This is a genomic window from Aminobacter sp. UC22_36 (assembly GCF_044056035.1).
Lineage (GTDB): Bacteria > Pseudomonadota > Alphaproteobacteria > Rhizobiales > Rhizobiaceae > Aminobacter.
Genome location: NZ_CP171996.1, coordinates 3773920 through 3790366, shown reverse-complemented (window position 1 = coordinate 3790366; position 16447 = coordinate 3773920). Strand labels below are relative to the sequence as shown.

General features: G+C 61.8%; 18 protein-coding genes and 1 pseudogene. 11 read left to right on the top strand and 8 right to left on the bottom strand.

Features of this window, described 5'->3' with window-relative positions:
* Positions 1 to 2: 2 nt before the first annotated feature.
* Both ACHMW7_RS22030 and ACHMW7_RS22025 read left to right on the top strand, forming a co-directional pair.
* Positions 3 to 938 carry a DMT family transporter gene (locus tag ACHMW7_RS22030; RefSeq protein WP_395451408.1) on the top strand — a complete coding sequence of 312 codons (936 nt, stop codon included), beginning with the start codon at positions 3 to 5 and terminating at the stop codon, positions 936 to 938.
* Between the two features lie 118 nt (positions 939 to 1056).
* Entirely contained in the window at positions 1057 to 2028 is a 972-nt protein-coding gene (locus tag ACHMW7_RS22025) for a hypothetical protein (RefSeq protein WP_395447593.1), read from the top strand.
* Here ACHMW7_RS22025 and ACHMW7_RS22020 read toward each other — a convergent pair.
* The gene (locus ACHMW7_RS22020; protein WP_395447592.1) at positions 2014 to 2808 is read right to left on the bottom strand and encodes a helix-turn-helix domain-containing protein; all 795 of its coding nucleotides are present in this window, start codon (positions 2806 to 2808) and stop codon (positions 2014 to 2016) included. The two genes, ACHMW7_RS22025 and ACHMW7_RS22020, sit on opposite strands and share 15 nt — an antisense overlap.
* A gap of 136 nt (positions 2809 to 2944) precedes the next feature.
* Between ACHMW7_RS22020 and ACHMW7_RS22015 the strand changes: the two genes are divergently transcribed.
* A complete protein-coding gene (locus tag ACHMW7_RS22015; protein WP_395447591.1) occupies positions 2945 to 3349 on the top strand; it encodes a hypothetical protein in 405 nt (134 codons plus the stop codon).
* A 5-nt stretch (positions 3350 to 3354) separates the two neighbouring features.
* Here ACHMW7_RS22015 and ACHMW7_RS22010 read toward each other — a convergent pair whose 3' ends face one another.
* A complete protein-coding gene (locus ACHMW7_RS22010) occupies positions 3355 to 4206 on the bottom strand; it encodes a uracil-DNA glycosylase family protein (RefSeq protein WP_395447590.1) in 852 nt (283 codons plus the stop codon).
* A gap of 36 nt (positions 4207 to 4242) precedes the next feature.
* Positions 4243 to 4884 carry a hypothetical protein gene (locus tag ACHMW7_RS22005; protein WP_395447589.1) on the bottom strand — a complete coding sequence of 214 codons (642 nt, stop codon included), beginning with the start codon at positions 4882 to 4884 and terminating at the stop codon, positions 4243 to 4245.
* 259 nt (positions 4885 to 5143) lie between these two features.
* Between ACHMW7_RS22005 and ACHMW7_RS22000 the strand changes: the two genes are divergently transcribed.
* The gene (locus tag ACHMW7_RS22000; RefSeq protein WP_395447588.1) at positions 5144 to 6826 is read left to right on the top strand and encodes an electron transfer flavoprotein-ubiquinone oxidoreductase; all 1683 of its coding nucleotides are present in this window, start codon (positions 5144 to 5146) and stop codon (positions 6824 to 6826) included.
* Positions 6827 to 6893: 67 nt separating this feature from the next.
* Here the strand turns inward: ACHMW7_RS22000 and ACHMW7_RS21995 are convergent, their stop codons facing one another.
* Positions 6894 to 7928 carry an endonuclease/exonuclease/phosphatase family protein gene (locus tag ACHMW7_RS21995; RefSeq protein ID WP_395447587.1) on the bottom strand — a complete coding sequence of 345 codons (1035 nt, stop codon included), beginning with the start codon at positions 7926 to 7928 and terminating at the stop codon, positions 6894 to 6896.
* Between the two features lie 205 nt (positions 7929 to 8133).
* On the opposite strand from ACHMW7_RS21995, the gene ACHMW7_RS21990 reads away from it, so the two are divergent.
* Both ACHMW7_RS21990 and ACHMW7_RS21985 read left to right on the top strand, forming a co-directional pair.
* Complete coding sequence (locus tag ACHMW7_RS21990) at positions 8134 to 8736, top strand: DUF922 domain-containing Zn-dependent protease (protein WP_395447586.1); 603 nt, start codon at positions 8134 to 8136, stop codon at positions 8734 to 8736.
* A 128-nt stretch (positions 8737 to 8864) separates the two neighbouring features.
* The gene (locus ACHMW7_RS21985; RefSeq protein ID WP_395447585.1) at positions 8865 to 10025 is read left to right on the top strand and encodes a hypothetical protein; all 1161 of its coding nucleotides are present in this window, start codon (positions 8865 to 8867) and stop codon (positions 10023 to 10025) included.
* 23 nt (positions 10026 to 10048) lie between these two features.
* Here ACHMW7_RS21985 and ACHMW7_RS21980 read toward each other — a convergent pair.
* The 3 genes and pseudogenes from ACHMW7_RS21980 to ACHMW7_RS21970 form a co-directional block, all read right to left on the bottom strand.
* Positions 10049 to 11553: pseudogene (locus ACHMW7_RS21980) on the bottom strand (AMP nucleosidase).
* Between the two features lie 63 nt (positions 11554 to 11616).
* The gene (locus ACHMW7_RS21975; RefSeq protein WP_395447584.1) at positions 11617 to 11811 is read right to left on the bottom strand and encodes a hypothetical protein; all 195 of its coding nucleotides are present in this window, start codon (positions 11809 to 11811) and stop codon (positions 11617 to 11619) included.
* 36 nt (positions 11812 to 11847) lie between these two features.
* Positions 11848 to 12018: a hypothetical protein gene (locus tag ACHMW7_RS21970; protein WP_395447583.1), complete on the bottom strand. Its 171-nt coding sequence runs from the start codon at positions 12016 to 12018 to the stop codon at positions 11848 to 11850.
* A 173-nt stretch (positions 12019 to 12191) separates the two neighbouring features.
* Between ACHMW7_RS21970 and ACHMW7_RS21965 the strand changes: the two genes are divergently transcribed.
* Positions 12192 to 12914: a glutathione S-transferase family protein gene (locus ACHMW7_RS21965; protein WP_395447582.1), complete on the top strand. Its 723-nt coding sequence runs from the start codon at positions 12192 to 12194 to the stop codon at positions 12912 to 12914.
* A 107-nt stretch (positions 12915 to 13021) separates the two neighbouring features.
* Here ACHMW7_RS21965 and ACHMW7_RS21960 read toward each other — a convergent pair whose 3' ends face one another.
* Positions 13022 to 13363 (bottom strand): DUF2147 domain-containing protein, encoded by a 342-nt coding sequence (locus tag ACHMW7_RS21960; RefSeq protein ID WP_395447581.1) that lies wholly within the window; start codon positions 13361 to 13363, stop codon positions 13022 to 13024.
* 438 nt (positions 13364 to 13801) lie between these two features.
* On the opposite strand from ACHMW7_RS21960, the gene ACHMW7_RS21955 reads away from it, so the two are divergent.
* The 4 genes from ACHMW7_RS21955 to ACHMW7_RS21940 all read left to right on the top strand — a co-directional run bounded on the left by ACHMW7_RS21955 (position 13802) and on the right by ACHMW7_RS21940 (position 16443).
* Positions 13802 to 14068, top strand: a complete 267-nt coding sequence (locus ACHMW7_RS21955; protein ID WP_067964272.1) for a sel1 repeat family protein — start codon at positions 13802 to 13804, stop codon at positions 14066 to 14068.
* A gap of 207 nt (positions 14069 to 14275) precedes the next feature.
* Positions 14276 to 14443, top strand: coding sequence for a hypothetical protein (locus ACHMW7_RS21950; RefSeq protein WP_395447580.1), 168 nt, complete (start codon positions 14276 to 14278; stop codon positions 14441 to 14443).
* A gap of 68 nt (positions 14444 to 14511) precedes the next feature.
* The gene (locus tag ACHMW7_RS21945) at positions 14512 to 15630 is read left to right on the top strand and encodes an ABC transporter substrate-binding protein (RefSeq protein WP_395447579.1); all 1119 of its coding nucleotides are present in this window, start codon (positions 14512 to 14514) and stop codon (positions 15628 to 15630) included.
* Between the two features lie 150 nt (positions 15631 to 15780).
* Entirely contained in the window at positions 15781 to 16443 is a 663-nt protein-coding gene (locus tag ACHMW7_RS21940) for a peroxiredoxin (RefSeq protein WP_395447578.1), read from the top strand.
* Positions 16444 to 16447 lie beyond the last annotated feature (4 nt).

Genomic DNA, 16447 nt, shown 5'->3' with positions numbered 1-16447 from the left:
AGATGGTTCAGGCGGCGTCGTCGCCGCTTACAGGTATCGCGCTCAAGGTCATTTCAGTGGCGATCTTCGTTGGCATGTCGACCAGCATCAAGCTGGCCGGTGAGGTGCCCGCCGGCCAGATCGTGTTCTACAGATCCTTTTTCGCGATCCTTCCGATCCTGGTCTTCCTTGCCTTTCGCGGCGAATTGCGCACCGCGGTCGTCACCGAACGGCCGTTCGGGCACATCATGCGCGGGCTTGCCGGCGTGACCGCCATGGGCTTCGGCTTCTTCGCACTGACGCAGCTGCCGCTGCCGGAGGCGATCACCCTGAACTATGCCCAGCCGCTGCTGGTTGTCGTCTTTAGTGCGATCTTCCTTGGCGAAAACGTCCGCATGTATCGCTGGACCGCTGTTGCCATCGGTCTTTTGGGCGTCCTCATCGTCTCCTGGCCAAATCTCACCATGTTCACCTCAGGCGCAGGCATGAGCGACAAGGCCGCGATGGGTGTCGTGGCTGCCCTTGCCGGTGCCGCACTTTCGGCCATCGCCATGCTCCTGGTGCGCAACCTCGTCCATACCGAACGCACTGCAACGATCGTGCTGTGGTTCTCGTTGACCGCCAGCATCATGGCGCTGCTCAGCATCCCGTTCGGCTGGCAATCGCTCACCTGGGAGCAGACGGCATTGCTCGTGACCGGCGGCTTCTGCGGCGGCATCGCCCAGCTGTTCATGACCGAAGCCTATCGCCACGCCGAGGCTTCGACCGTCGCCCCCTTCGAATATACGTCCTTGCTGCTCGGCATCGCCGTCGGTTATCTCGTCTTCGGTGATCTGCCGACGATCCATACCCTCGTCGGTGGCGCCATCGTCATTGGCGCTGGCATCTTCATCATCTGGCGTGAGCAGCGCCTTGGCCTGGAACGTCAGGCGGTCAAAAAAGCGTCGTCGCCACAATAGGCGGTGACATTTGTCATCCGGAGCCTGCCCGCTCCTTCAATCTCTGAAGGTCGACCGATCCCTCGGTCGAAGGCAAGTCATGAACAGTACCGGACGTTTCGACCCGATCGATGTCGTCATGCCATGGGTCGACGGCAACGACCCCGAACACCGGGCGAGCCTTGCCCGCCATTGGCCGAAGCAACCTTGGCTCCGACCTGCGCCCTACCGCTTCCGCGAGAATGGCGAACTGCGCTATGCGCTGCGTTCGATCCATTTCCATCTGCCGTGGGTCCGGACCATCCATCTTGTCACCAATGGCCAGCTGCCGTCATGGCTCGATCTCGCGCATCCCAGGATCAATCTCGTCACGCACGCCGACTTCTTCGCCGATCCGTCAAGCCTGCCGGTTTTCAGTTCCAGCGCCATCGAAGCCAATCTTCATGGGATCGGCAGGGCAGGTGTCGCCAATCGCTTTCTGCTGTTCAACGACGACTTCTTCGTCGGCCAGATGGTGCCACGAGAAGAATTCGTATCGGCCGATGGCAATCCCCGGCTTCACGTCATGTCAGCAAGGCTGCCTCGGTTTCGGCTGCGGGCCGACCGCTACCGCCACACGCTGGCCTTCAACAATCTGTTGCTGTGCCTGGCGTTTCGCCGTCGGCGATGGTCCTATCCGCCACATCTGCCGCTGTTGCTCGAACTCGACAAGCTGGCATGGCTGAACGCCAGATTCGGCTTTTGGCTCCGCCGCACAGCGCGGCATCGATTTCGTCACCGAACGGATGCGCTGGCGCGGGTTCTCTACATCAACGCCGTCCCCTGGTGTGACCGGGCGCGCTTTGATGGTGCCCGGCAGGTGAAGCTGGCGAGCGAGCATGTCGTGGCCGTCCGGGACAACGACGCGTTCAGCCAATTGCTGGAGTGTCTGGTCGAGGCGCCTCCGGCCTTTTTCTGTCTCAACGATGAGATCGACGACGACGCCCGCGCGGCGGTCAGGGCCGCGGAAATGCAGGCGGCCCTGGCGGCCATTTTCCCGGATCCGGCGCCGTTCGAAAGGGTCACCGCAGCATCGCGCACACGGCGGCCTTCGAGCCTATTGAACGGCTAGGCACCTGAGCCGTGCCGCCGTTTCCTCGTCAGCTGGAAAAAACGATTCGATGGCGAGTTCCGACAAGGTCACATCGAGCGGCGTGCCGAACACGGTGATGGTGCTGATAAAGGACAGGACCGCGTCGCCGACGCGCAGCCTGAGCGGATGCGCAATCGCCAGTGGGTCGGCCTGCATCGGGCGTCCTGCGCGCGGCCCGTCGGGGTAGCCCAGAAGCTCCTGCTCCAGCGCCTTCAGCACCGGGTCGCCTGTCGTATCGTTCTGGTGCTTCAGCCGCTCGATCAGGTGCGCGCGCCATTCGTGTAGATTGACGATGCGTGGCGCCACGCCCTTGGGGTGCAGGCTGAGCCGGAGCACGTTGACCGGCGGCTCGAGCAGCGAGGCATCCACGCCGGCGAGCATCGGACCGAGTGCTGCATTGCCTTCGATCAGGTTCCAGTGCCGGTCGACTGCGATGGCGGGGTAGGGCTCATGCCCCTTCAGCACCATGCGCACCGCCTCCATGGCGGGTGCCAGCGAGGGGTGATCGAGCGGCTTTTCGCTGAAGCTCGGCGCATAGCCGGCAGCCAGCAGCAGCTGGTTGCGCTGGCGCAGCGGAATTTCCAGCTGTTCGGCAAGATGAAGAACCATGTCACGCGAGGGCGTCGAGCGCCCGCTCTCCATGAAACTCAGATGCCGTTGCGAGATTTCGGCCTCCATCGCAAGATCAAGCTGACTCATGCGGCGCCTGGTGCGCCATTCGCGGATGAGATCGCCTACGGAGTTTTGTGTCGTTGTCATGCCGTTACACTAAGCAGACGGAATACTGATTGCTATTACCTCAAGCGTAATCGCTTTGGCCCAGGGCTGGTGAGATGTTCGATTTCAGGAAGGCGGTTGCAGACTGCCTCCAGCAACCGAACCAGGAGCTTCCGTCATGTCCATTGCCGTTACCCCCTTCCTCCGCAACGTCCTCAATGCCGATGCGCTCGTCAGCGGCGCGGCGGGTATCCTGATGATGCTTGGCGCACCTCTGCTCTCGCCGCTGCTCGAACTGCCCGCCGAACTGCTGTTCTGGGCTGGCCTTGCACTGGTGCCCTTCGTCGCCATGCTGGTTGTCATCGCCCGGCGGCCAACCGTGTCGAAGCTGGTGCTGATCGACATTATCGCCATCAACGCCCTGCGGGTGGTCGGCAGCTTCGCTCTGCTCGTGTCGGGCCTTGTCCAGCCGAACCTGCTCGGCATTGCCTTCGTCGCAGCCCAGGCGCTGGCAGTTGCAGTGTTTGCCGAGTTGCAGTTCGTAGGCATCCGCCGTGCAGCCTCTGCGGCGTTAGCGGCTTGAGTGGGCTAGCTACTGCCCAGTTCTCTCAACTTCGCCTTGACCTCCAGGAAATCCCGCCACGCAAGTTTTTTGTGGGCGGGATTTCTCAACAGGTAAGCCGGATGCAGTGTCGGCATGACGGGAATGACCGTGCCGTCCGATGTCACATGGCTCTTCCAGCTACCGCGCAGCCGAAGGATGCCTTCGGGCGAACCGACAAGCAGCTTGGCCGAGGGCCCGCCGAGCGTCACCAGCACCTTGGGTTTGGCAAGCGTGATCTGGCGCTCGACGAATGGCCGGCAAATCTCCGTTTCGTGCGGTGTCGGCGTACGGTTGCCTGGTGGACGCCACGGAATCACATTGGCGATGTAGGCCGACTTTCTGTCGAGCCCGATTGCCGCAAGGATACGGTCAAGCAGCTGGCCCGAGCGGCCGACAAAGGGAAGACCTTCGAGGTCCTCGTCGCGGCCGGGCGCTTCGCCCACCAGCATCAGGTCAGCCTCGGGGTTGCCGTCGGCGAAGACCATGCTCTTGGCCGTGGCTTTGAGGTTGCAGCCGTCGAAATCCGCCATGATCTGCTTGAGCTCGTCGAGCGACGCAGCCTTTGAAGCAAGCTCACGCGCCGCGGCAGCCTGTGCCTCATCTGGAACTGCAGCGACGGCCGCTGGACGTAGAGGTGGCGGCGCAGTTCGGTCGGAGCCCGGGCGGGGCGCTTCAACCGCTTGTGTCGCCTGCTGGAGCGGAGCCGGCTGGCGTTGCGCGCTTTCGGCAAACCTGTCGACCGGATCGTCGCCAAGTGCGTCGTCGACACCCGCCGCCGCATAGAAGGCGAGCAGATCGCGCAGATCCGGACGTTCGTTTCCCGAAATTGAGGCCATGCCCCAGTTTCGGCGTTACGCCGGAGATTTGCAAGTTCAGGAGGAGGGAATGCGCGGGTCCTGCACCAGATAAAAGCGCCAGCGCGGCGTATAGTCTGTCACCAGGAAGCTGAAACCGACGATGGCGTGCGGGTCGACCTTGCCGTCGGTGTAGCGCAGCCGGTCATAGGGTTCGAAGTCGCGGCTGTACTGGACGAAGCTGTCGGAGGAAATATTGACGTTGTCGGTGCGGCGCTGGTCGAAAGACAGCCCATCGCCGAACACGCTGGCCTGGCCTTGCTGCTCCTGCAATTCGAACTCGAATTCCACCCAGGCCTGGCCGCTGTTGTTAAGTGCTTCGATGCGCATGAACATGATGCCATTGGCATAAAGCCCCGAACTATCGAACGGCCGGATCGGCCGGATCGTGCGGATGGTCAGTGTCACCGGCGTTGCCGATTCAAGCTCCTCCTTGATCACCAGCGGATCTTCCCTGCTGCCGGTGCCGGTAACGCCAGTGATGCGAAAGCCGCCAAGCTCGTCGGAAAACGAGTAGGGGCCGGCATTCCAGACCTTTTGGCCGGGCTCGGTCTCCTGCGAGCGACCTTCGCTAACAAGACATGTCGCAATAAGGAGGGCAGCCCCGGCCAGTATGTGGCGTCTAGGGTGAAAGCGCTTCAGTCCGGTCCTGCAAGGCACGTATTGGCGCATGGAGAATCAATGGACGATAGGTTGTTGAACAACACCTGTTTTGTGACAGTACGGGCCATAATGCGCAGCCGAAAGGCGAAATATTTTGACCTTTACGTTAACGTAAGATAATTCATCGCTCGGAGGAGCGTTGCTAGGCCAAACAGCCGATGTGCGGATTGGTCCGTTTGACGTTTGCCGACGATGCGCTATGCAGCGCTTAGCTACAGATTGCCCTTGGGACAGGGCCAGCCACGCGGAGGGATTGATGAGCGATATCGAACGCGAGAGCATGGAATTCGACGTTGTCATAGTCGGCGCGGGGCCGGCGGGCCTGGCGGCGGCGATCCGGCTCAAGCAGGTCAATCCTGAGCTGTCCGTTGTTGTGCTGGAAAAGGGCGGCGAGGTCGGCGCTCACATCCTTTCAGGCGCGGTTGTCGACCCGATCGGCATCGACCGGCTGCTGCCCGACTGGCGCGATGATGCCGACCATCCGTTCAAGACGCCCGTCACCGACGACCATTTCCTGATCCTCGGCCCGGCTGGCTCGGTCAAGCTGCCCAATTTCGCCATGCCGCCGCTGATGAGCAACCACGGCAACTACATCGTCTCGCTCGGCAATGTCTGCCGCTGGCTGGCGGCCAAGGCCGAAGCGCTTGGTGTCGAGATCTACCCCGGCTTCGCCGCTGCTGGCTTGCTTTACAACGATCAGGGCGCTGTCACCGGCGTCGTCACCGGCGACATGGGCGTCGAGCGCGACGGTTCGCGTGGCCCGTCCTTTGCGCCCGGCATGGCGCTGATGGGCAAGTACGTGCTGATCGGCGAAGGCGCGCGCGGTTCGCTCGCCAAGCAGCTGATCGCCAAATACGATCTTGGTGCGGGCAAGGAACCGCAGAAATTCGGCATCGGCCTCAAGGAATTGTGGCAGGTCGCGCCCGAACATCACAAGCCGGGCCTCGTCCAGCATTCCTTCGGCTGGCCGCTCGATTTCAAGACCGGCGGCGGTTCGTTCCTCTATCACCTCGAAGACAACATGGTTGCGGTCGGCTTTGTCGTCCACCTCAACTACAAGAACCCGTACCTGTCGCCCTTCGAGGAGTTCCAGCGCTTCAAGACGCATCCGGCGATCCGCCACACCTTCGACGGTGCCAAGCGCCTGTCCTACGGCGCCCGCGCCATCACCGAGGGCGGCTACCAGTCGGTGCCGAAGCTGTCCTTCCCCGGCGGCGTGCTGATGGGTTGCTCGGCCGGCCTGGTCAACGTTCCGCGCATCAAGGGTTCGCACAACGCGGTGCTGTCGGGCATGCTCGCTGCCGAGCACGTTGCCGAAGCCATCGGCGCTGGCCGCGCCAATGACGAGCTCGCCTCCTATGAAGCCGCCTGGCGCTCGACAGACATCGGCAAGGACCTGAAGAAGGTCCGCAACGTCAAGCCGCTGTGGTCGCGTTTCGGCACGCTGCTTGGCGTCGGCCTCGGCGGCCTCGACATGTGGCTCAACACGCTGTTCGGCTTCTCGCCCTTCGGTACATTGAAGCACGGCAAGTCAGATGCCCAGTCGCTGGAACCGGCGTCCAAGCACAAGAAGATCGACTATCCCAAGCCAGACGGCGTGCTAACTTTCGACCGCCTGTCATCGGTGTTCCTGTCCAACACCAATCACGAGGAGGACCAGCCGGTCCACCTCCAGGTCAAGGACATGGACCTGCAGAAGCGTTCGGAATACGAGATCTTCGCCGGTCCCTCGAGCCGCTACTGCCCGGCCGGCGTCTATGAATGGGTCGACGCCGACGGCAACTCGATCGCCAACGATCCCGGCCATGCCGACGCCAAGTTCGTCATCAACGCGCAGAACTGCGTCCACTGCAAGACGTGCGACATCAAGGACCCCAACCAAAACATCAACTGGGTGCCGCCGCAGGGCGGCGAGGGGCCGGTCTATCCCAATATGTGATTGGGGCGTTTAGCCCGCACTGACAACCCATACGGCCCGGAAATCTCCTGATTTTCGGGCCGATTGTTTAGCTGTGCGGTGTCGAGGCACTCTCGTACGACACCGTCTCGGTCGCGCTGTCTTCAGGGTGCGTGGCTGAATCCCGGAACGAGAACTCGACCAGCAGGGGGCGATGGTCCGAGCCGGCATCCTCGCCCATCGTCACCGAATGAACCAGGATGTCGCCCTTGGCCATGATGTGGTCGATGGTGAGGCCAGCGAAGCGCATGAAGTCGGGCAGTATGAAGGTCAGCCAGGTCCGGCCGGCAGCTGGCATCAGCGTCAGCCCGCCGAGCTTGGCGACGCGCGCCACCGCCGCACTCCACGGCGTGGCGTTGAAGTCGCCGCCAAGGATGGCATTCTGGCCAAGCGAGGCAAGATTGCCGCTCAACTCGCCGATCTGCCGTGATTGCTCGAACGGCCACGGCCAGCCGAGATGGATCGAGACGACATCGCTGGCGCGTCCGCCGAAATCGACCTTGGCGATGGCCAGTGCACCTTCGCCGAAACATTGCGGCTTGCTGCCTTCGGCAAATGGCCGCCGCGACAGGATCGCCACGCCGAAGATGCCGTTCGGATAGGGGCACATCATGCGATAGGGATAACGCGCGAACAGTGGCTGCAGTTTGACTTCCCACATCGCCGACACCTCCTGGAAGGTGATGACATCGGGCTGCGTCCGCCCGATCAGCGACAGCACCTTCTCCGGCTCGGTGTTGTTGAAGCGCAGGTTCATCTGCAGCATCTTGTAGACCGGCCGGCCTTCGGCGCGCGGCTGGAATGCGGCATGTACCGGCCCGAGGCCGGGCAGTGGCAGCGAAGTGGAGGTGGTGGACAGAGCCGCCGCGCCAAATGCCAGCGCAGCGACCGCCTGCCAGCGCAGCGAGGTCAGCAGCAACGGCAGTGCTGCCAGCATCATCGCCACCGCCAGATGCACCCGGAAATGGGCGAATGAGTCGAGCGCGGGGTGCCAGGCGCCGAAGAACCCGGCAACCAGCGGCACCGACAAAAGCATCATCGCCGCAAAGCAGGCGATCCTGCCCAATCTGTAAAACGTCGTCATTCTGATTTCATGTAGCAACAAATGCGGCCCATTGATGATCGATTATGGGCCGCTTGCGGTTTGCTGGAAAGCTCTCTTGGCGCAGCCGTGCAACATGGCTACAGCCATGACCGGTGGTTGAAATGCCGCGCGACTCGTGAGACCGATGGCCCGGAAACTGGCGTGTTGCGCTCGTGATGCGCAGCTCGGCCTTGCGGAGAATGGAATGAAATCAACCGCCCATCGCTGGCTGCGGGCATGTGCGGCGCTGATCGCCATGGGCCCGATTGCCGTGCGCGCCGACGGACAGGTCGTCGAGCAGGTCAAGACCTACGCCATTTCGGGAGCCTCGGCCCCTGAGCTCTACGCGTCGATCGGCGAGCGCGGCCCGAAGGCCGGAATTGGCCGCGCCATCGCGCACACCAATTTCAAGCTCACCTGGCAGCGCAACTATGTGCCGCAAGGCGACACCTGCACGCTGGTCTCGGCCAAGCCCAAGCTCATCATCACCTACACCTTGCCCAAACCTGCCGCACGCTTGCCGGACGGGCTCAAGCAGCGCTGGGATGTCTTTTACGAAGGTGTCCGCCGCCACGAGCTGGTGCACGGCCAGATGATCAAAGACATGGTCGCGACCATCGAGCGAACCACGATCGGGCTTTCGGTGCCGGGCGATCCCGGCTGCAAGAAGATCAGGCAGGAGATGATCAAGCCACTTTCGGAGGCGTCCTTGGCGCAACGTCGGCAAAGCAGCGACTTCGACCGCGTCGAGCTCAACGACGGCGGCAACGTCCATCGCCTGATCCTGGCCTTCGTCAACGGGCAGTAGCAGGCGTCCGCAAGCGCTGGGGTCCGATCTGGCGCAAGGGGATTTTTAACCACAGGTTGTGGTTGGGCTGGAAATTAACCTCGCTTTCGGAGCCCAATGGCACCGTTGCCATGACGCGAGGTGCAACCATGACCGGCAGGTACACCAATAACATCCAGGCAGCGATCCTCTATGAGGGCGGCGACGAGATCCATCCGTCGATGCATCTCAATGCGTTTCGCATGGCGATGCTCAGCAAGCAGCTCCCGCTCAAGGTCGTCCAGGAGGACCGGAATTTCGTCCTGATGATGGGACCCGGCGAATTCCGGATCCTGGTTACCTACTTTGCGCGCCCGGCCGATACGGCCGTTTTCGCTCCGACCCTTGGGTCCGCTGTGACGACGTTTCTGATGCCGGACGCCAGGGAGCGTGTGCGCCGACACACCGCCCATGTCCTTGTCGAGGTCCACCATGGCGTCATGGGAGGCGTGACCGACAAGCCCGAGATATCAGGGTTCTTCAACCAGATCGGCATGCAGCGTCCGGGTGCGACGCTGCGGGAGTTCAACATGCGTGTCGAAATCCTCGGCGAAGTCTGCCGCCACCTGCTCAAGGTGCAACCTGCCAGCGTCATCCACTGGACCCAGAGCAACATGCTCATTGCCGGCGAGCAGTTCACGGCGTTTCTGAACCAGCCGCAGCCAAGCATGCTGACCGTTCATCCCAAGCTTTTCGCAGGCGAACCGGTGCCTGGTTTCAGCGAGACATCAGCCGGCGTGCTGACCCTGGGCGGTGCCGACTATATCGGCCGCGAGATCTATGTCGCTCCCGCACCCATACCGTGGGTCGACCTCTACGAAGCCGCGCTGGCGTTCATGCGTGTTGCGCTTGTGCCCAACGGCTACATCGTTCCTGACGATGAGACGTTCGGGCCCGAAAACGGCGACTATTCCTATCGCGTGAAGCATCTGGCCGCCGAGCATCATCCCATCGGGATGCGCGAGCCGAGCTACGCGCTGACCCTGCGCTTCTCCAGGCCGCACAGCTACACCACGATGGAACACGAGACCCGTACGCTTGTCCCCGGTGGCATGCGAAGCGCCGCCGCCTCGGTCGAAGCAGACAGGGACAAGCGGCGCGAACTGATCGCCGACTGGGAGCAGAAGGAGCGCATGGCGAAAGCTGTTGGCAACAGCCTGCAGCTTTACCGCAGGGGCGAGGGCGGGCCGGACGATCCATCGCCCGGGTCGCCGCCGCGCTTTGGCGGCGGCTTCAGTAGGCGCACTGCCGTCTTCGGCCGCAAGCATTAGCCTGAGGTCGGTCCGCCCTCAGCCTACTGGAACGCCGTCTCGGCGAAGCTGCGCAGCTTGCGCGAATGCAGCCGCTCATTGGGCATTTCGGCGAGCTTTTCCAGCGCACGGATGCCGATGGTGAGGTGTTGTGCCACTTGCCGCTTGTAGAACTCCGTCGCCATTCCAGGCAGCTTCAGTTCGCCATGCAGCGGCTTGTCGGACACGCACAGCAACGTGCCGTAGGGTACGCGGAAGCGGAAGCCGTTGGCGGCGATCGTCGCCGATTCCATGTCGAGCGCGATGGCGCGTGACTGCGACAGCCGCTGCACTGGCCCACGCTGGTCGCGCAGTTCCCAGTTGCGGTTGTCGATGGTCGCAACCGTCCCCGTCCGCATGATGCGCTTGAGGTCGTAGCCCGAAAGCCCCGTCACTTCCGCGACCGCCTCTTGCAGCGCCACCTGCACCTCGGCCAGGGGCGGGATCGGAATCCACACCGGCAGGTCGTCGTCGAGCACGTGGTCTTCGCGCACATAGGCGTGGGCCAGCACATAGTCGCCCAGCGCCTGGGGTGTTGCGCAGGCCGGCGCAGTGGCCGAGCATCAGCCAGGCATGCGGCCTGAGCACGGCGATGTGGTCGGTGATGGTCTTGGCGTTGGACGGGCCGACGCCGATATTGACCATGGTGATGCCGGCATGGCCCGGCTTCTTCAGGTGATAGGCCGGCATTTGCGGCAGCCGTGACGCCGGCGAGCCTTCCGACGGTGCCGTTTCGCCTGCCTTGGTCACCAGGCCGCCCGGCTCGACGAATTCCGTGTAGCCGCCGCCGCCCTTGGCCATTAGGTCGCGGGCCAGCACGACGAACTCGTCGATGTAGAACTGGTAATTGGTGAACAGCACGAAGTTCTGGAAGTGCTGCGGCGTCGTTGCCGTGTAGTGCGACAGCCGGTGCAGCGAATAGTCGATGCGCTGGGCGGTGAACGGCGCCAGCGGCCGCGTTTCGCCCGGCATCGTCTCGAAGGTGCCGTTGGCGATGTGATCATCGGTGCCGTCGAGGTCGGGCACGTCGAACAGGTCGCGGATCGGCCGCTGGATGCGGTCGGCAGCGGCGCCGTCGACATGGGTGCCCTCGAGGAAGGCGAAATGCAGCGGGATCGGCGTCGTCGACTCCGACACGGTCACCGGTCCGCCGTGGTTGCGCATGATCAGGCGCAACTGCTCGGTCAGGTAGCTCTGGAACAGGTCGGGCCGGGTGATCGTCGTCGAGAAATGTCCCGGCGTCGGCATATGGCCGTAGGCCTGGCGGGAGTCGACCTGCGAGTAGGATGTCGTGGTGACCCCGACTTCGGGGTAGAAGGCCCGGAAACGCACATTGGTGTCGGCACCGGCCGCGAGCGAGGCAAAGGCCTCGCGAAGGAAGGCCGTATTGCGATCATAAAGCGCCTGCAAGGCAGCAACTGCCTCGGCAGCATCAGTAAAGCTCTGCCGTGGATAGGGCAGTGGCGAAGAGATGGATTCGATGGGTTGAGGATAAGATTCGCTTTTCCATGACCTATTATAGAGATCAATTATGACGGCTGCGAGGGGGCTCGCTGCGCAGTCGGCAATTCCCTCAGCTGCGCTGCAGGCTGACCAGCAGAACGAAGCCGACGCCGCTCTTGCGGGCCGCGGGTGCTTCGATCGTCGAGCCGTTGTCGGCGCGCAACTGAGGAACGGCCAGCACCGGAGCGGCGAGAACCATCAGGATCAGGGCGGCGCGCGGCAGCAGCCGGAGCGTCTTGCTGATCTGGGTTGCGGTGCGGGTCATGGGCGTTTGCTTCTCGTTTGGATTTGCGTTGTTTCGTTACTTCGTCAGTGGCGGTTTGCAGGTCAGTCCGTCTTCAAGGCTACAAGGCACGATGCTGTCGATTTCGAAGGATCGCGCGGGGCGGCTGGTTTCGGCCACCAGCGTTGCGAACATGATCCCGAACAGGGCACTGAGCAGACAGACGATGGTGAACCGGCGAGCGAGCATTGGTGTCTTCCCCTTCAATGGATCGGACTATGCCAAACGGCGACTGAACGGGTTCTGAGACCACCGTTCATCTTCGGTTCAAATTTATTGACAGGCCTTAATGTGTCTTCAGGGTTGTGTTTCGCCCTGCCGCGCATATCTCCAGAGCATCGCTCACCAACGGAGACTGCGGAATGACCAGCCAGACATTGCCGATCGAACTCTATTACTGGCCCACGCCCAACGGCTGGAAGATCTCGATCATGCTGGAGGAACTTGGCGTTCCCTACACGGTCAAATACATCAATATCGGCAAGGGTGAGCAGTTCGAGCCGTCATTCCTCAAGATCGCCCCCAACAACCGCATGCCGGCAATCATCGATCCGGAAGGGCCGACCGCAGACGGCAAATGGGGTGGCGCACCCATCTCGATCTTCGAATCCGGCGCCATCCTGCAATATCTCGGCCGCAAGTTCGGCAAGCTTTACCCGGCGGATGAGCGTGGCCGTGCCGAGGTCGATCAGTGGCTGTTCTGGCAGGTTGGTGGCCTCGGCCCGATGGCTGGCCAGGCCCATCACTTCCGGCAATATGCGCCTGAGAAGATTGCCTACGGCATCGACCGCTACACAAACGAGGTCAATCGCCTCTATGGCGTGATGAACAAGCGCCTCGCTGATCGCGAATTTCTCGCCGGCGAATATTCGATCGCCGACATCGCTTCACTCGGCTGGGTCAAGCCCTACAAGAACCAGGGGCAGGAGATCGACGACTTCCCGCATCTCAAGCGCTGGTTCGATACGCTTCTGGCCCGTCCGGCTGTCCTCCGTGGCCTGGCTGTTGGCGAAGACCACCGCCGCAATCTCGCTGACGACAAGGAAGCCCAGAAGGTGCTGTTTGGCCAGCGGGCAAGGGCATAAAGAGCGAGTAGGGAATAGCGAATAGTGGGTAGTGGGTGATTGAGGGATGGCGCACTAGCCTTAGGCCGAACCACCCCACTACTCACTACTCACTACTCACTTGTCGCTTACAGCTTCTTCCAGTTCTGCGTCTTGCAGATCAGGCCGCCGAGCACGCAGCCGCTCATCTTGAGCGTCGAGCCGGCTACCGAAGCTTTGCCGGTATAGGTTTTATCATTGGCCGGGTCGGTGATCTTGCCGGCATAGGTGCCGCCATTGGCGTTGAAGGTGCCGATCTTCTTGCCGGCATGCTTGCCGTCCTTCAGCGTGATGCAGAAGCTGCCGCCGCAGGGTGCGATCGCCGCCGTCGATCCAGCTTCCGTCTTCCAGTTGCCTTCGATCGGATCGGCATAGGCCGCACCGGCCATCATCAAGGTGGCCGCGATGGCCAGGCTCATCTTGCGAAGCATTGAAGTCCTCCCGGTTGAAATGTTGGCTGCAGGCACTCTCCCTGCCTGACGTTTACGCAAACGTAAGCGTAATGCAGCTCTCGGCAAAACGAAAGTGGTGCCGCAAGGGAAGTTGCAAGCCTTTTTGAGAGCTCCAAAACGCGCCACCTGAGCGGTAAAGTTCATCGATGACGTCGGATCAATGCGTCGTGTGGTTATCAAAGACTTATCGGCCAACGCGCGAATTTTCATCGTATTTTCTTGAAATCCCAGTCGCCCCAAGGACTCCTATCCTTAATGAATTCCAAGGTTTACCCTTTGTTTTCAGTTTGTTTTCTTCGAGTTAAGCACGCCATTTAACGGCGGATTCAAAGCTCCACGGCATCCTCAAAAGCATCGAAAGAGCAGCTCCGGGACACCAGCGAGCCAGCTCTCAGGAGACAGGCAGGGGATAAGAAAATGGCACGTTTCGAAATCTTTGACGCTGGCTTCGGTGCGATGGGAACCACCGCTCAGGCCGACATTCTTCTCGAACTCGGCATGATGTATGCGACCGGCCGCGATTGCGAGGTCGACGTCGTTGCCGCCCACAAATGGTTCAACATCGCCGCGATCAAGGGTTCGGCCCGCGCCGCGGCCCTGCGCTCGGAGCTCTCCGGCACGATGTCCAAGCTCGACATCGTCAAGGCGCTGCGCGAAGCGCGCGAATGGATGACGATGCACTAACAGCACATCGGCCCGAAAATCGCGTTCGATTTTCGGAAAGCACGATGCACAGCAAATAAGTCTGCTTCCGGGGGAAGACCGAGGACGCCGGCACGGCGGCTTCCAACAACAACAACGCGACGGTTTGAAGGACAGGCCAGGCGCGACAGGGACATGACCTCCAGCATGTCTCATGACCAGCTAGACCGAGTTAGACAGGGCAGGCGAATGTCCGACGGGCCGAAGATGCTCGCGGCACTCTCCACGACAAAAGCCGCGACCGATCACCATAAGATCGGCGCGGCTTTTTCGTTGTTGCTGAAGCATGATTGTATCTGTCAACGCAGGCACAACATCCTGACGCTGATGCGCCAAGACAAGTCGCTGCGCCGGTGAAAGGTTTCCGGCGCGTTGCACGTAGGACGCGAATCCGGCATGCCAAGCGTGCTCAAGGGGAGGAACACATGCATTTGAAAAGTTCTATCGGCGCACTGCTCGCGCTATCGCTCAGCGCCAGCGCTGCCTATGCGCAGGACATCGGCATTGCGGTCGCAGGCCCGATGACCGGCCAGCTCGCCAACATCGGCGACCAGTTCAAGCAAGGTGCCGAGGCGGCCGTCAAGGCGATCAATGAAAAGGGCGGCGTTCTCGGACGCCAGCTCAAGCTGTCGATCGAAGACGACGTCTGCGATCCCAAGCAGGCGGTTTCGGTCGCCAACCGCATCGTTGCCAACGGTATCAAGTTCATCGACGGCCATGCCTGCTCGGGTTCGAGCATTCCGGCATCCGCCGTCTATGCCGAGAGCGGCGCGCTGATGATGTCGCCGGCCTCCTCGAACCCGGTGCTGACCGACGATGCCGCCAAGAAGGGCTGGCCGACGATCATGCGTCTTTACACGCGTGACGATGCGCAAGGTGCCTTCATCGGTCCGTGGATCGCCGAGAAATACAAGGGCAAGAACGTTGTCGTGCTGCACGACAAGAGCGCCTACGGCCAGGGCGTGGCCGACGCCGTTAAGGCGACGATGAACGCCGGCGGTCTGAACGAAGTTCTCTACGAAGGCATCAATGCCGGCGAAAAGGATTACTCGGCTCTTGTCACCAAGCTCAAGGAACTGAAGGCGGACGTTGTCTATTTCGGCGGTTACCACCCCGAAGCTGGTCTCATCCTGCGCCAGTCGGCGGAACAGAACTTCAAGTATCAGCTGATCATGCCCGACTCGATCGCCTCGCCGGAGTTCTGGCAGATCGCCGGCCCGGCCGGTGAAGGCACGCTGTTTGTGTTCCCGTCCGATCCGCAGGCGAAGCCCGAGGCCAAGGAAGCGGTCGAGAAGATCAAGGCTGGCGGTTTTGTGCCGGAGGGCTTCACGCTGTTCTCCTACGCCACCATCCAGGCTTTCGCTCAAGGCATCGAGCGTGCCGGCACGGATGACCCGATGAAGGTCGCCGAGGCGCTCAAGGACGGCAAGCCGATCAGCACGGTCGTCGGTGACGTCGTCTTCGACGAGAAGGGCGACCTGAAGAACGCCAGCTACGACATCAACCAGTGGCATGACGGCAAATACGCGCCGATCAAGCAATAAGCCTCACAGATGCATTCAATGGCCGGGCATGTCCCGGCCATTGTCGTTTCCACGCGCTTGGCGCAAAATGAGATTTTCGCACACGGACGCCCAAATCAGGCCGTTGTGGCCGGCGCAAGCGGTGTGCGTCGCATTCAGGAGGAACCAACCATGAGCCTTCGCATCAATGACACCGCCCCCGATTTCAAAGCCGACACCACGGAAGGCCCGATCAACTTCCATGACTGGATCGGCGACGGCTATGCGGTGCTGTTTTCTCATCCCAAGGACTTCACCCCGGTCTGCACCACCGAACTCGGCTACATGGCCGGCATGAAAGCCGACTTTGCCAAGCGCAACGCCAAGATGATCGGCATCTCCGTCGATCCGGTCGAAAACCACCACAAATGGAAGGCCGACATCGAAAAGCTGTCCGGCAACAAGGTCGACTACCCGATGATCGGAGATCCGACGCTTGCCGTCGCCAAGCTCTACGACATGCTGCCGGCCAGCGCCGGCGACAGCTCGGAAGGCCGCACGCCGGCAGACAATGCCACTGTGCGTTCGGTGTTCGTCATCGGCCCCGACAAGAAGGTCAAGCTGACGCTGACCTATCCGATGTCGACCGGCCGCAACTTCGACGAGATCCTGCGCGCGCTGGATTCGATCCAGCTGACCGCCAAATACCAGGTGGCGACACCGGTGCAGTGGAAGCAGGGCGATGACGTCATCGTCACGGCAGCTGTCTCCGACGAGGACGCGATCAAGCGCTTCGGTTCGTTCGAACGCGTGCTGCCTTATCTCCGCAAGACCAAGCAGCCGACCGCCAGCTGAGCGA